Origin of the sequence: Arthrobacter sp., from assembly GCF_031179985.1 — a bacterium.
GTDB lineage: Bacteria > Actinomycetota > Actinomycetes > Actinomycetales > Micrococcaceae > Arthrobacter.
Map to the genome: position 1 here is coordinate 1 of NZ_JAPSHJ010000064.1, position 14835 is coordinate 14835.

A 14835-nucleotide genomic window follows, 5' to 3' on the forward strand; every position below is an offset into this window, starting at 1 on the left:
CGCGAAAGGTGAAGGAGCGTCGGGTAAAAACCCCCGAAACCTGAGCGAGCGTCGGGTAAAAACCCGCGAAACGTGAGGGAGCGTCGGGTAAAAACCCCCGAAACCTGAGCGAGCGTTGGGTTAGGCGCACCCAAAGTCCCGGCGGCAGGCTTGTAGAAACCCGACAAAATCCCGGCAGCAAAGGGAAACTAGCGTCGGCTGTGAGGCAAATCCGCAGCCAGCGCAAAGGACCATCGATGACGATTCAGGCAAACCTCCCGACGAGCTACGAAATTCTGGAGATCGCCCGCCAGCAGGTCCTGGAGGCGGGCCGGGGCCTGACGCAGGAGCAGCTCGTGGACGTCCTGAGACTGCCCGACGAAGCCCTCCCAGCCGCTCTGCAACTCGCCCACGAAGTCCGGCTCAGGCACTGCGGCGAGGACGTGGAGGTGGAAGGCATCATCTCCATCAAGACCGGAGGCTGCCCTGAAGACTGCCACTTCTGTAGCCAGTCAGGCCTGTTCGACTCTCCTGTGCGGGGCGTCTGGCTGGACATCCCGGAACTTGTCAAAGCCGCCAAGGAAACTGCCGCCACCGGTGCCACCGAGTTTTGCATCGTCGCCGCTGTCCGTGGCCCGGACATCAAACTCATGAACCAGATCAAGTTCGCGATTGACCGGATCAATGAAGCCGTGGACATCAACATCGCCTGCTCTCTGGGCATGCTGACCCAACGCCAGGTTGACCAGCTGGCGGAGTGGGGAGTGCACCGCTACAACCACAACCTGGAAACAGCCCGCAGCTACTTCCCGGAGGTGGTGACGACCCACAGCTACGAGGAGCGTCTGGAAACCTGCAACATGGTCAAAGCCGCCGGCATGGAACTGTGCTGCGGAGCCCTGATCGGCATGGGCGAATCCCTGGAGCAACGCGCTGAACTCGCCGCCCAGCTGGCCGCACTGGAGCCACACGAAGTCCCGTTGAACTTCCTCAATCCGAGGCCCGGTACCCCTTTGGAAAACCAAGGCATTATGGACGGCAAGGATGCCCTCCGCGCCATCGCCGCGTTCCGCCTTGCCATGCCCAGAACAGTACTGCGGTACGCGGGGGGCCGCGAGCTGACCCTCGGCGACCTGGGCACCCGCGAAGGCCTGCTCGGAGGCATCAACGCTGTCATTGTCGGCAACTACCTCACCACCCTGGGCCGTCCTGCAACAGCAGACCTCAGCCTGTTGGTCGAATTGAACATGCCCATCAAGGAACTGCAGAAGTCACTGTGACCTCAGGAGTATCGGCTCGCACGGGTCCCGAAAATCCAAATAGCAGCGGCAGCTTCTGCGGCCACTGTGGAGAGCCCGACGACGGCGCCACCGGCTCCGCGGCGGATCCTCACCTTCGATGCCGGGAACAGCTGGAACTGGAGCCGTCCCGCTACTGCGGTTACTGCCGCCGTCGAATGAAGGTGCAGGTAACGCCGCTTGGCTGGACCGCTCAATGCGCCCGCCATGGAGCGTTTTTCCAGTGAGCGGAGGCCCGGCACAGGAGGCAGCGGGGCACTGTCGGCGTTGCCCATGTCGTCTTCAGCAGCTTCCTACTCCGACCGCGCCCGGACCAGCCCTGCCAGCAGGCCAAGCCCCTCAGTCAGCACCAGCTCACGGAAGAGCCTCACCTGATCGGGTTCTGCATCAAAGCCCCCACGCCGTTCCCGCCACGCCAGCCCGATTTCGCGGTACGCAAGCCCTGACTCCAACGGAACATCAACCCACCCCAGGTTTCCCGTGTGGGGCGAAACATCCCTGGCCGGCTCCAGCCCATCGGGCGGCAGGATACTGACCCCCAGGCCCGCGGATACCAGTCCTCTGACCGTATGGGAGTCCTGGCTTTCAAACGCAATCCGGGGGCGGAAGCCCGCTTCCCTGAACAGGGCGTCAGTGAGTGACCGCAGGCCATAGCCAGGGCCGAGAGCGACAAAAGGGTCCTGCCTGACGTCAGCAAGGCGTGCTCGACGGCGGCCCGCGAGAGGGTGTTGGTGGTGGACCACCAGGCGTAACGGTTCGCGATACAGGGCAGCCGAACCGATGGTGCGGGTGGCTGGTGCCACCGGGGCGGTGAGGGCAAGGTCGGCGGTACCGGCAGCGAGCTCAGCAAGACAGCCATCCCTGGACCCCTGGCTAAGATCAAAGGCTGTCTGCGGATAGCGGCTCCGGAATGCGCTGATCAGCAGAGGAAGGGTCGCCTCCCCAAAGGTGTGCTGGAAGGACACGGAGATCCTGCCCCGCACCACCTCCGATTGCTGGCGAACCACGTCCAACCCCGTCTGGAATTCATCCAGGGCCGCCTCGATGTAGGGCAGCAGCGCCTTGGCTGCGGGAGTCAGCCGCACCCCGCGACCCTCGCGGATCAGAAGTTCCGTGCCCACAACGGCGCTCGCCCTGGCTAACGCGCGGCTGACAGTGGATTGAGGGATGCCGAGCAGTTCGGCCGTTTCGGTGACGTGCTGGGTCCGCCCCAATTCCGCAAGCACCGGCAGGAGCGGCAGAAGCTGCACCAGTTGTTTGTGTTCAAGAGACATGGCTTCCCGTCCCGCCCTGGAATCAATCCACTTATGCCATTGATTCTATAAAAATCATGCATTGGAGGCATCCTTTTGGAAAACCTAGGCTGGATTCATGCCGCACGTTCCGATGCACACCGCCGTCCGCTCAAGTCCCGTCCCCTCAAATCCCGGCCACTCCGGGGATGTGCACTCCGGGCAAGCCTGGGACGGGCACGCCAAGGGCTCGGCCGGATACCGGAAAGCCCTCGCTGGCCTGGCCTTCGCTGGCGTGGCCACGTTCGCCCAGCTCTACTCCACGCAGGCAGTGCTGCCCACCATGGCGTCCGACCTCCGCATCAGCCCAGCGGAGGCGGCATTGACCATTTCCTTGGCCACCGTCGGACTGGCCATCACAGTAATCCCATGGTCCTTCCTGGCCGACAGGATCGGGAGAGTGCGGGCCATGTCCATAGGCATCTGCGCTGCAACCATACTGGGACTGCTGGTCCCGCTGGCCTCCAGCTTCCCCGTGTTGCTGGGGCTGCGGATGCTCGAAGGGATGGCTTTGGGCGGCATTCCAGCGATCGCCATTGCCTACCTGAACGAGGAGGTCCACCGGGTACACGCGGCCCTCGCCGCGGGAAGCTACGTGGCAGGCACAACGCTGGGAGGACTAGCCGGCCGGCTGGTGGCAGGGCCGGTTGGTGAGCTCTGGGGATGGCGGGCAGCGGCGTTGGCGGTGTCGGTCCTGGCAACGGTGGCGGCGGTGCTGTTCCTGGTGCTGGTACCCAGAGCACAGGGGTTCGCCGCGGCACCGGCGGCCGGATTTCGGGGCGCATTGAAGACCCTGGCCGGGCATGGCCGCAACCCTCGACTCCTGGTGCTCTACATTCAGGCTTTCCTGTTGATGGGCGGCTTTGTGGCCGTCTACAACTATCTGGGGTTCCGCTTGTCAGGAGAGCCCTTCAGCCTGCCCGCCACCGTCATCAGCCTGATTTTCCTCGCTTACCTCTCAGGGACAGGCTCCTCGCGCTGGGCCGCCGGCATGACCCTCAGATTCGGCCGCCGGAACGTTCTGTTGGCAGGAATCGTCCTGATGGTCTTAGGGCTGGGGCTGACACTGACCCAAGCACTGGTCCTTATCCTGGTTGGACTGCTCGTTTTTACCGGCGGCTTCTTTGCGGCCCACAGCATCGGGGCGGGCTGGACAGGCGCGATCGCCACGTCAGGGAGGGCGCAGGCGGCATCGCTCTACAACCTCGCCTACTACCTTGGCTCCAGTCTCCTCGGGTGGGCAGGCGGACTCGTTTTCCAGTCGTTGGGCTGGAATGCCCTCGCCCTGACCGTAATGGCACTAGCGTGTACGACGGCGGCAATCACCGCCGTCGTACACGCCCGTTCACATCGTGGAGGGATTGAGCACCGGTCTTGACCGTCCCCGCATGGCAGCGTAGACCTGTTCTCAACGGAAGACCGGCCCACCAAATGGGGCCGGTCCTGAGCAGAATCGCAGCGCCATGACCGAGCAGCTACCCCGTTCCCAGTCCACGAATCCAGCAGCAAACGTCCCCCCGCCGCACCCGATGCCGCACGCGACGCCGCCCACAAAGGGCCCGCTGACGCCGGAGGAACTGCAACTGTCAGCCAGGAACCATTCAATGCCTTTGGAGGCGCTGCAGAGGGACATCACTCCCCCCGGGCTGCATTACGTGCTCACCCACTTCGACATTCCCTTCATCGACATCAACTCCTGGCACCTGCGGATCGGCGGAGCTGTGGAGCGGTCCGTGGAGTTGAGCATGACCGCATTGCGCAGGGACCCAATGATCAGTATCCCCGTGACCCTGGAGTGCGCCGGCAACGGGCGCTCGCTCCTCACCCCCCGGCCCCTCAGCCAGCCCTGGGTCCTTGAAGGGGTAGGAACCGCGGAATGGTCAGGAGTTCCGCTCGCCTATTTGCTGGCCCAGGCAGGGGTGGACTCCGACGCCGTCGAGGTACTGTTCACCGGAATCGACGCTGGCGTCCAGGGAGGCGTTCCCCAGCGTTACGCACGGAGCCTGCCCATTGCGGAGGCGATGCGTCCCGACGTCGTCCTTGCCTATGCCATGAACGGCAGCGAACTTCCGCCCCAGCACGGCTACCCGCTCAGGCTCGTGGTGCCTGGCTGGTACGGCATGACCAGCGTCAAATGGCTCGAATCCATCCAGGTCCTGAGGCAGCCGTTTGAGGGGTTCCAGCAGTCGGTTGCGTACCGCTACCAGCAGGACGCGGACGACGCCGGCACGCCGGTTTCCAGAATCCAGGTGCGTTCCCTGATGGTCCCGCCGGGTATTCCGGATTTCTTCACGCGCCGGAGGATCCTTCCGCACGGACCAGTGTTGCTGCAGGGCCGGGCCTGGTCCGGGGAAGGTGCCGTGAAGCGGGTGGAAGTAGGCATCGATGGCAAGTGGAGCGACGCCCAACTGAAACCGCCGGCCGGGCCTTTCGCCTGGTGCTCCTGGTCCTTGCCCTGGGTGGCGGATCCTGGCGAACACGAGCTTTCGTGCCGGGCCACGGATTCAACGGGGGCGGTGCAGCCGCTAGAGCAAAGTTGGAACTATCAGGGGATGGCGAACAACCAGGTGCAGCGCATCGCAGTGACCGTTGATTAGCCCCGTTTGTCCGGTGCGCAAGTGACGGTTCGCAGCGCAGGCCTCCTGCTGTACCGGTGGAGCAAATCATCGGAGCTGGAAGTATGGATTGCCCACATGGGCGGACCCTTCTGGGCCCGTAAGGAGGACCATTCGTGGTCCATTCCCAAGGGTGAATACCTCGACGACGAAAACCCCCTGGCAGCTGCGCAGCGCGAGTTTGCTGAAGAAATGGGCAGCCCCGCGCCGCCCGCTGACTACGTCGAACTTGGCGCCTTCCGGCAACCCTCAGGAAAGATCATCATGGCCTTCGCAGCGGAATCGGAGTTCGATCCCGAGCGCGTTGTGAGTAACACCTTTTCCCTGGAATGGCCCAAAGGATCCGGCACAGTCCGGGAGTTTCCCGAGATCGACGAGGCGCGTTGGATAGGAGAGCATGAAGCACGCCTAAAGCTGGTGAAGGGCCAACTGCCCATCCTCGACGCCCTCATCCACTGTGTCAGGGAAAGCGGCACGGGCCGCTGAACTCCCGGTAGGAGTTGAGGCTCAGTCAAGGTCAAATCTCCATCTCCCGATACGGTAGCCCTGAACGTCTGGATACTCTCCGGCCCTTGACATATCGTGGGGGAACCGATCGCAGTCCGACCGGCGCAGCTCCGTAGCGGAGGTACCTGATGGGCATTATTTCGTCCGGTTTTCATGGGAGACGCCAGACAGGCAATCCAGCGTTGCCCCCGGGACAACACGAGACAGCAGACTTTCCTGTACTGACGGCGGGCCCTGCGCCTGACATCCCTGCACAGGACTGGGAATTCTTCATTGCCACCGAGCAAGGCCAGCGGTACGTGTGGTCCTGGGATGCTTTTATGGCCCTTCCGCAAGTCGAGATCCGGACCGACATCCACTGCGTGACAAGCTGGTCCAAGCTCGGGACGACTTGGCGCGGAGTATCGCTGGACACGTTGTTCGAGGAGGTGGAAACAACCTCGGAGTTCACCACCGCACACTCCTACGGTGGATACACAACGAACGTTCCGCTGCAGGACCTTCTGGAGGGCCGTGCTTGGGTGGCCTGGGAATTCGATGGCCACCCGCTTGAACGGGCCCACGGAGGACCTGCCCGCCTCCTGGTGCCTCATTTGTACTTTTGGAAGAGCGCCAAGTGGATCAATGGCATCGAGCTGACACAGGACGACATTCCAGGGTTCTGGGAATCCAACGGCTACCACATGTACGGCGACCCCTGGCAGGAAGAGCGCTACTCATGAGGCAGAACGCATGAGCACCTTGTGGCGCGTCGCCGATGTCGTCAGCGGAACTCCGGAAACTGAAACAGCCAGGACCATCGGGCTGCGGGTGGACGGCCTGATGGGCAACCTCGCAGGCCAGCATATCGATATCCGACTCACGGCGGATGACGGCTACACAGCTGTCCGCTCCTACTCTGTGGCCACTGCCGGTATGGATGAGCTCCTCGAAATCACCGTGGACGAACTGGCTAACGGTGAGGTTTCCCCCTACCTGGTGAGGCACCTGGCGGTCGGAGACCAACTGGAAATCCGGGGACCCGTAGGAGGTTGGTTTGTTTGGCGGCCGACCAACACGAGCCCGGTTCAGCTGATCGCAGGAGGTTCCGGAGTCGTGCCCCTCATGTCGATGATCCGCGCTCACGAGGCCTCCGCGAATCAGTCACAATTCCGCCTGCTCTATTCGCTCAAATCCCCCGAATCGGGATTCTATCGAGAGGAACTGCTCACCCTGAGCAGGGAATCCACCAAACTCACTGTCGACTATGTTTATACCCGCGCGGTCCCCCCGGGTTGGCCGACTGCTGCGAAACGGCTTACGGCAGAAACACTGTTGGCGAAAATCCTCCCTGAGGAGGACATGCCGGACTTCTTCATCTGCGGTCAAACAGTCTTTGTCGAGACGGTGGCGGAGTGGCTGGTAGCGGCGGGCTATCCGGCCGCGTCGATCAAGACTGAACGCTTCGGTGGAACGGGAGGGACCCCGTGACTGTCAACAACGGTTCCGCTGCTCGGGGCGCTGAAGATCCGCGCAACGAGGATCCGGACATTGCCGGCACAGCAGGCAATCCAATTGCCCATCTTGACGGTAATGCGGCCGCAGGCGCGCTCTGGGAACTTTTCCGCATTGACATCATCGCTGCGATCGGGCGTTGCAACCACTGCGGCAATGTCCGGGCGTTCGGAGAGGCATCGGTCTATGCCGACGGCCCAGGAATCGTTGTTCGCTGCAAATCCTGTGAGGGTGTCCTTCTGCGCCTGGTGGAGACTCCTACCCAGTTCTGGCTCGATCTGAGTGGCCTTAGCTACTTGCAGATCGATCGCGAGGACTAGGCGGGAGTTCACCAGGTCAGGGCGGAGCTTAGGGTGACGGTTTGAGGACCATCGCGGAACCGCCCCCGCGCCTCACTGGCTCAGCCGCGGCAACGGTGCGGCCGTCGGGCAGGAACTCAATAGCTGTCGCTGCGCCGATCTGTGCTGCCGAAGTGAACGCGTCGCCCGACGGCGTGAACAGGTGCCCGTAGGGCGCCAGCTGGCTTCCATACGCCGCGATGAACTCGGGTTCAGCCGTGACCTTTTCGGTGTTCCGTTGCGATGCACGCGGTGCCGCAAGAGCTTCAGGGGTGCTCATCCCCAGATCCACCCGGTTCAGAATCGTCTGCAGGACCGTGGTGATGATCGTCGATCCCCCGGGTGAGCCGAGTGCAAGGAACGGCTTGCCGTCCTGCAGGATGATGGTGGGCGACATCGAGGAGCGCGGGCGCTTACCTGGCTCGATCCGGTTCGGGTCCGTGGGACTGTACACAGTGGTGAAGTCAGTAAGCTCGTTATTGAGGATGAATCCGCGGCCGGGCACAACGATGCCGGACCCGCCGGTCTGCTCGATGGTGAGGGTGTACTCAACCACGTTTCCCCATTTGTCAGAGACAGTCAGGTTTGTGGTGGAGATGTTCTCAGTGTCGCTGTCATCGGCAAGCGCCGCCACTGGAGCCGGGCAAACGCCGTCGTATCCGGTAACGCCGCCGGGTGCGACGGGCTTCGCTGCGGCCTCCAGTGGATTGAGCTGGCACGCGCGTTCCTTGCCGAAGATGGGATCGGTGAGCTCGGCAGTCGGGACCTCCACGAATGCCGGGTCGCCCACGTATTTGCCGCGGTCCGCGAACGACAGGGCGCTCGCTTCGAGGTAGTGATGGTAGGCAGCAGGGATGTCCTTCGATGAGAGGTCGAACTGGGCCAGGATGTTCAGCGACTCTCCCACGGTGGTGCCCCCGCTGCTGGAGGGCGCCATACCGTAGACGTCATAGCCCCGGTAGTTCACATGAGTGGGCGCCTGGTCGATCACGCGGTAGCCGGCAAGGTCTGCAGCAGTCATGTGGCCCACTGGGACGGGCAGCGAGGTTTTAGGCGACTTCGGCGGGTTCTGCACGGTTGCCGCGATCTGCTCCGCGAGCGGTCCGGTGTAGAAGGCGCTCATGCCTTTACGGGCCAGGAGCCGATAGGTCTCGGCGAGATCGTGATTCTGGAAAACCGTGCCGACGGCGGGAGCGTCGCCACCGGGAAGAAAGAGTCCGCTCGTTGAGGTGAACGCCTCGAAACGGAGCTTGTTGTCGAGGGTCTGCTGCCGGAAGGTCTCGTCGACCACGAATCCGCGCGTAGCTACCTTGATTGCCGGTTTGAGGGCTTCGGAGAGCTCCACGGTGCCCCACCGCTCGAGCGCCCGCTCCCAGGTGGCCGGGGTTCCGGGGACTCCCACGGAGACGCCGGATGTCACGAGCTCGGGAGTGAAGCGGTAAGGGCTGCCGGTCGGGTTGGCGGGCGTGATGGTCGCCGGGTTGATAAAGGCGTCGTTGGGCATGGCAGCAGGCGCGGTTTCGCGGCCGTCAATCGTACTGACCTCACCGCTCTTCGCGTCGTAGAAGACGAAGTAGCCTCCACCGCCGATCCCCGCACTGTAGGGCTCGGTAACGCCCAGGGTTGCCGCTGCGGCGACGGCTGCGTCCGCAGCGTTCCCGCCCTTGCGGAGAACCTCGATTGCTGCGGCCGACGCCTCCGGGTCCACAGTGCTCACTGCGCCGCCGTACCCGGTTGCGGTTGCTGTCTTTTGAGTCTCCCGGGGATCGGCAAAAGCGGGGCTCCCTACCGCACCGCTCGTGACGCTCATAGCCAACACTGCCGTGACGGCAGCCAATCGACGTCTCACATTAGGCATGGTTTCTCCCGGGTCCGAGTGATGCGCGAGTTGAAGGTGTGGGCCACGTTACTACGCGGCGGTGCGACACTCAACGCCGCTGGAAACTGGCTGCCCACGTGTCGCACCGCCTGCCATGGGGCCGTCTTCGGCCTGCGCGTCAGGAAATTTCCAGGCCTTCGAAGACCCCCTTAGTGAGAAGGCGCTGGCTCCCGGAGCAGACCACAAGCCCCAGATAATACGGCGCATCACCGAAGCCCTGCAGGTCCTGCTCAGCCAGATTTGTCCAGGTGATGCCATCCCCTGAAACTGCCGCAGTAAAGACGTTCCCCGTCCGGGCCAGGCGCACCCATGTCCCGGACGCACCGCCGGTGATGGTGGCGCGTCCTGCCACCACAGGACGACGGATGAATTCGCAGCCTCCGGTCGGAGCGAGGACTGTCGCGGCCATGAGGTCGAAAGGGGACAGCGACTTCGACATGATGACACCGATCCGTGACGCCGATGCTGCATCTACCCGCTCAGCAATGCGTGCAGTGATCGTTTTGTCTCCCTGCACGGTTTGGTGCGCCACATGGGCAACCATTCCCTGATTGTTGACGTTCAGCCCGGGGCCGGCGCCGCGGAGGACAAACTGCCCTTGATTAGCGTGAGCTGCACCTGGTGCATGAAGGGCCACAACACCAACGGCGCCAAGCATGCGTTCATCCAGCACAAGGTCCCCAAGATCTGCCGAGCTCCATGGGGAAGGCAGAGGCTTTCCCACAGTGATCCTGAGTGGTGCTGACGAAGGGCCCGCACCCGCAGTGGACTCGAAGACGCCCGCCAACCGGGGAACGCCTGAGATGGCTCCCGTCCTGTCATCCGCGGTCAGTCCGGGCGGAAGATGCCGTGCCCAGTAACGGCCTGCAGGAGGCGTTGCCCCGATCCGGTATTCAAAACCGGCTCCGAGGGTCGCAAAGGCCTCGCCGGCCTGCATGGCAGGTGCAAACGCCTCAGGCATGGTGGCTGAGACGGATTGGGAATCCGGCCCTTCGCCGGAAAGGTTCGTCTTGGCCAGCTTGAAATAGTAGAGACGGCCGGGAACGCCGCTGGGGTCCGAATAGCGCAGGTGCACACCAAAACCGACCGGTCCGACGTCGGCCGCTATCGTCTTATAGTCCCCGTCGGGCGATTCCGAGCGCCTAACCACATATCTTGCTGCCGGATCGGGGTCGCTCCAGGAAAGTTCAATCGCAGACACGCCGGCAGACGCTGAAAGCCCCTGCGCCCTTCCTTCTGGTTTTGGCACTGACCACCGGCCCACCGAGACGTTGTCGAACGTTGAGGTTCCGGACTCCAGGTCCCCAAGACATGAACAACTGGCGAGGCCGGCATAAACGTCGCCTCGAAGATCCAGCTCCACCGAACCAACTTCTGTCCATGATTTTCCATCAGGGGAAATCGAGCCTGCCACCCGTTTTCCCGTCCGGACGATCCGTACCCAGTACGGCATGCGCAGGCGGTAGCCGTCGCCTGCACCTTCAACATACGGGGCTGCCAAGGGAGTAGCCGATTCCGGCAGCGACCCGTGATCCATGATGGGAAAGCCGGCCTTGGAGGTAATTGCCTGCTGCTGGGTGGGCGGCACGGGAACGCTGCCGCTTCCATTGCTGGGGCCACCCGTTGCTGTTCTTATGGTCCAGACGCCGCTCCAGGTGTGGAGCGGCAGGCCTTGCAGCAGCATCGCGGCATGGACCGACCCGGCATCAAGGGATGATCGGATCATCACCCCGACCTTGGCGTACTGGGAACTGAGGGGATGGACGATCCGGGCGATGACAGCCCCTTCGTCCGGGAGTCGGGTATAGGTAAACCGGAAGCTGTCGGTACTTCCGGTGATATCGCTTCCATGGTCTTCGGTGGTGAAGCGTTCGCCGTCGAAGACGGCATTCCCCGCTCCGGATGTGGTGCCGATTGCTGCAGTCGCCCAGGCGTCAGGAAGTCCCGTTGTGCCCGCTACCACCGCTGAATCTTCGCTGGTTCCTGCCTCGTTCGCGGCCGTAACGGCGTAGTAGTAGGTACGCCCGGAACGTGCTGTACGGTCCTCGTATTTCGTGTCCGGCACTCCGGAAGCAATCACGGTGAAGTCACCACCAAGGTTCTCAGTTCGTTTGACGCTGTAACTGCTGGCAGTTGCGCCACTGACGGGGTCCACGGAACCCACCCACGAAAGCGACACGGCGTCGCCGGTCCCGGACCCGCGCAAGCCGCTGGGAAGGCCGGGGACAGATGCAGGGACTCCGATCGGCGTGGCAGGGCGGGCATAGGTCAGCGTTCCCCAGCCCGGGTCATCCTCGTGCCAGCCTTCGATCACCCTGGTCCCACCGGTCCCTCGAAAGACAACCCCGCTGGTGCCCGGGGCTGAGAGTCCCAGGCGGCTGACGTAGTGCGAGTAGGCCAGTTCATAGATGGGACGGAGCTGCCCGCGCCCTGTGGGTGAAATTGATGGCTTGAAGTATTTGCCGGTGCGGTCCAGGTCTGCCACGAAAGGAACGTCATTGAAACCGAGGTTGTAGCGGGCGTTGTATTCATAGCCTGCGAGGATGCGGTTGTCCGCCATCCCAAAAAGGTTTACGCCTTGGTTCCAGGCAACCTGCGCGCAGTATCCGAGCAGGCCCTGGCCAAGTTGTTCGTGGGGCTGGTCCCGCCCGCTCTCCTGCCCCTGGCCCGATTCGTTGACCACGCGGTTCAGGACTGAGCCGTTGCCCGCGCCGTAGGCGGCAAAGCGCAGTCCATTCTCGAACATCACCCTGTCGTCGCTCAGAACGGCTATGGCCAGGATTGTTTGCAGTGCTGCATCATCCCAGTTCCCGTTGGCAAAGAGCGCGTAGCCGGACAGGGATTCGTACCAGACACTTCGCAGGGAAGTCACACAGGCCCGGAAGTCCTTCTCGGGCCAGCCGTCGTAGCCTGAATGCCTCAGCAATTCGGCAGCGTTCGCGAACTTGAAGCCTTGAAGTCCTGAGCCAAGCTGCCCATCGGCACCGGTGATGGACTGCAGGCTGCGCGCCCAGGCGTTGAGGATGTCACGCGCTTTGTCAGCATGCCGACGGTCTCCTGTCAGGGTCCACATCAACGCGTTCTGGTAGGACGCTGCGGCATCCCCTACTGACTGGCCTGTGAAGTTCGAAGGTCCCCGCCCCCAGGACTGAATCTGGCCGGTGTTCTGGACCTTGTAGGAAAACGAGGAGCGCGGGTTCGCCGCCATTGCCAGAAAGCCTTCATAGATCGGGGATTTTTTGGCCGCAACGGCTTTCTTCATCCGCTCCAGGTCCTCTGCGCGGTGCAGAATGCCGGGGTGACTGAGGGTAGGCCCGGGGCCCGGCGTCGTGGACGATTGGTAACCCCCCTTCACGGACGGGTCCGCCTGTGCCGCGTCCATGAAGGCAAACTGGTAGACGCCTGCAGCTACTCCAGCCAGTCCTGCTGACTGCAGAAGACTGCGCCGGCTGAATTCAAACTTCTCTGTTTTCATCAAGTGGGTCCTTGGAGTGGGTTCAGGAGGGGGACGAGTCAGGCCTTCTTGAGGTGGGCGTCGGCCTGCTTGTCCATCTCCTCCTGGAGCTTGGCCACCCCGGCGCCGTCGGCGGCTTTCTTCAGTTTGTCCAGTTGGGAATCAACGTCCACGACGCCATAGAAGAGCGGGTTGGCGAATTGGGTGATGACGTTGGTCATGGCGGCAACCTGCTGCTTGACCGGGGTGGCGTCAGGAATGAAGGACGCGAACGGATCGACGGTGAAGTTATCGAAGTTCTGGGCCCATTCGAAGATCTTCTCTTCGGTGGCACTGATGCTGAGCGACTTCCGCTCCAGGCTGGCCCGCCAGGACAGGGCGTAGCCGGGAAAGGCATAGTCGCTGAGGGGCTTGAATTTGTTGCCGTCTGCGGGTTCCCAGTCGGTGCCTTCGATTCCGTAGGAGATGAGATCGTGGTTCTCCTTGATGGAGAGCCAGTCCTGCAGTTGCATCGTCCGGTCCAGGTTGCCGCCCTTGGAATTGACCACCACCATGTTGTCGGCCTGGAACGTCTGGTTGGGTTTGGCCGACAACCCCTCCTTAAGCGGCATGATGTTCGCGAGGGCAGCTGTAGGGACAGCCTTCTGCAGCGTGCTGAGGGTGTTGCTGGATGTACCGTCCGTGATGGCCCAGCCTGCGGCATATTTGCCGGCCGTCCACTGGCTCTTCAGGGTGGCGGCGTCGGTGTTCAGGGCGTCGGCGTTGATAATGCCGTCGTTGTAGTACTTGCGGATCCGGTGGAGCGCCTCCACCACCCCTTCGTCGTCCCAGAACGGCGTCGGGGCGGAGGACCCTGTCTTCGCGGCGTCTTTGGCCAGCATGAAGAACATGCCCTTGCCGCTGAACGCCCGGGCAATCGTGTCCGGGTTCTCCCATGAGGAAGCGTTGAACATACCGGTGGGCACCGGCAGCGCATGGAGGTAGCCGCTGTTGGACGCCGCGCCGTAAGCCACAGTGCCGTCGTTTTTCTGCTTCACCGCGTAGAAGAAGCGCTCCAGCTGTTCGAAGTCGGTGATGGTGGAGAAGCCGAGGGTGTCGGCAAGGTCCTGGCGGATGACGAAATGCTGTACCCGGGCTGCGCTGTTGACCTGCGGGATGCCCCACAGCTTGCCGTCCCAGCTGTTGGATTCCAGCAGCTTCGTTGGCAAGGTGGCGCTGAGGTTCTTGTACTTGGGGATTTCGCTGGTGAGGTCGGCAAGCGATCCACTCTGCTGCAACTGGGCCATGTTCAACCACAGCGCCTGCAAGGCAGAGTCGAACTTCTCACCTGCCGTGAACTTCAGCAAAGACTGCTGCTGGTAGTTTGACCAGTTGATGAACTGGGCATCCAGCTCGAAACCCAGATCAGTTTTGAGCTTGCTGTTGACTTTGGCCAGGACCGCATTCCAACTGGTTGGGGCGGTGCTGGGGAGCACCGCCGTCGAAGTTCCCGAAACGGGGCCCCCCGAGGAACTCCCGGACGTGCCGCAGCCGGCGAGTGCCGCTGCAACGCCGAGGCCTCCGGCAAGGCCAAGGAAACCGCGGCGGGAAACTGCTGGATTAGGGATCATGTGGGTGCACTCCTTTGTACGCTGACACCGGCGGGCCAGGGAATTTTTTGATGGGTGATGAAGACGGAACGGAGAGAAATTGATGGTGGGGTCTGTGACTCAGCCCTTGGTGGCGCCCAGGGTGAGTCCCTTGACGAAGTAACGCTGCGCGAAGGGATAAGCGAGCAGGATGGGGCCGATGGTGACAACTGTCAGGGCCAGGCGCAGCTGGTAGATCGGGGCCACGGAACCTGATCCGGGCAGCGTTGCTGCATTGGTCACGTTGGCGATGAGATTCTGCAGCATCAGCTGCAGCGGGTATTTGTCCGGGTCGGAAATGAACAACATCGCCGTGAACCACTCGTTCCAGTAGGACACGGCGTAGAACAG

Annotated in this window: 12 protein-coding genes and 1 pseudogene; 7 read left to right on the plus strand and 6 right to left on the minus strand. The window is 62.7% G+C overall.

Annotation, left to right across the window (positions count from 1 at the left end; translation table 11 throughout):
* Positions 1 to 236 precede the first annotated feature (236 nt).
* Complete coding sequence (bioB, locus tag RIN13_RS18585; RefSeq protein ID WP_309108798.1) at positions 237 to 1259, plus strand: biotin synthase BioB; 1023 nt, start codon at positions 237 to 239, stop codon at positions 1257 to 1259.
* 2 nt (positions 1260 to 1261) lie between these two features.
* On the opposite strand, the gene RIN13_RS18590 is transcribed toward bioB, so the two are convergent.
* Both RIN13_RS18590 and RIN13_RS18595 read right to left on the minus strand, forming a co-directional pair.
* Complete coding sequence (locus tag RIN13_RS18590) at positions 1262 to 1552, minus strand: hypothetical protein (protein ID WP_309108799.1); 291 nt, start codon at positions 1550 to 1552, stop codon at positions 1262 to 1264.
* An 18-nt stretch (positions 1553 to 1570) separates the two neighbouring features.
* Complete coding sequence (locus RIN13_RS18595) at positions 1571 to 2551, minus strand: LysR substrate-binding domain-containing protein (protein WP_309108800.1); 981 nt, start codon at positions 2549 to 2551, stop codon at positions 1571 to 1573.
* A gap of 97 nt (positions 2552 to 2648) precedes the next feature.
* Here RIN13_RS18595 and RIN13_RS18600 point away from each other — a divergent pair, with 97 nt between their 5' ends.
* The 6 genes from RIN13_RS18600 to RIN13_RS18625 all read left to right on the plus strand — a co-directional run bounded on the left by RIN13_RS18600 (position 2649) and on the right by RIN13_RS18625 (position 7505).
* A complete protein-coding gene (locus tag RIN13_RS18600) occupies positions 2649 to 3947 on the plus strand; it encodes an MFS transporter (protein WP_309108801.1) in 1299 nt (432 codons plus the stop codon).
* A gap of 151 nt (positions 3948 to 4098) precedes the next feature.
* Entirely contained in the window at positions 4099 to 5166 is a 1068-nt protein-coding gene (locus tag RIN13_RS18605; RefSeq protein ID WP_309108809.1) for a sulfite oxidase, read from the plus strand.
* A 21-nt stretch (positions 5167 to 5187) separates the two neighbouring features.
* Complete coding sequence (locus tag RIN13_RS18610; protein WP_309108802.1) at positions 5188 to 5670, plus strand: NUDIX domain-containing protein; 483 nt, start codon at positions 5188 to 5190, stop codon at positions 5668 to 5670.
* 149 nt (positions 5671 to 5819) lie between these two features.
* Complete coding sequence (locus RIN13_RS18615; RefSeq protein ID WP_309108803.1) at positions 5820 to 6413, plus strand: sulfite oxidase-like oxidoreductase; 594 nt, start codon at positions 5820 to 5822, stop codon at positions 6411 to 6413.
* Between the two features lie 10 nt (positions 6414 to 6423).
* Positions 6424 to 7161 (plus strand): FAD-binding oxidoreductase, encoded by a 738-nt coding sequence (locus RIN13_RS18620; RefSeq protein ID WP_309108804.1) that lies wholly within the window; start codon positions 6424 to 6426, stop codon positions 7159 to 7161.
* A complete protein-coding gene (locus tag RIN13_RS18625) occupies positions 7158 to 7505 on the plus strand; it encodes a DUF6510 family protein (RefSeq protein WP_309108805.1) in 348 nt (115 codons plus the stop codon). Before RIN13_RS18620 ends, RIN13_RS18625 begins: the two co-directional genes overlap by 4 nt.
* A 28-nt stretch (positions 7506 to 7533) precedes the next feature.
* Here the strand turns inward: RIN13_RS18625 and ggt are convergent, their stop codons facing one another.
* The 4 genes and pseudogenes from ggt to RIN13_RS18645 all read right to left on the minus strand — a co-directional run.
* Positions 7534 to 9381, minus strand: a complete 1848-nt coding sequence (gene ggt / locus RIN13_RS18630; RefSeq protein ID WP_309108806.1) for a gamma-glutamyltransferase — start codon at positions 9379 to 9381, stop codon at positions 7534 to 7536.
* 139 nt (positions 9382 to 9520) lie between these two features.
* The gene (locus tag RIN13_RS18635; protein WP_309108807.1) at positions 9521 to 12877 is read right to left on the minus strand and encodes an alginate lyase family protein; all 3357 of its coding nucleotides are present in this window, start codon (positions 12875 to 12877) and stop codon (positions 9521 to 9523) included.
* A 38-nt stretch (positions 12878 to 12915) separates the two neighbouring features.
* Positions 12916 to 14466: a DUF3502 domain-containing protein gene (locus tag RIN13_RS18640; RefSeq protein ID WP_309108808.1), complete on the minus strand. Its 1551-nt coding sequence runs from the start codon at positions 14464 to 14466 to the stop codon at positions 12916 to 12918.
* Positions 14467 to 14565: 99 nt separating this feature from the next.
* A pseudogene (locus RIN13_RS18645) lies at positions 14566 to 14835 on the minus strand (carbohydrate ABC transporter permease); the annotation flags it as partial.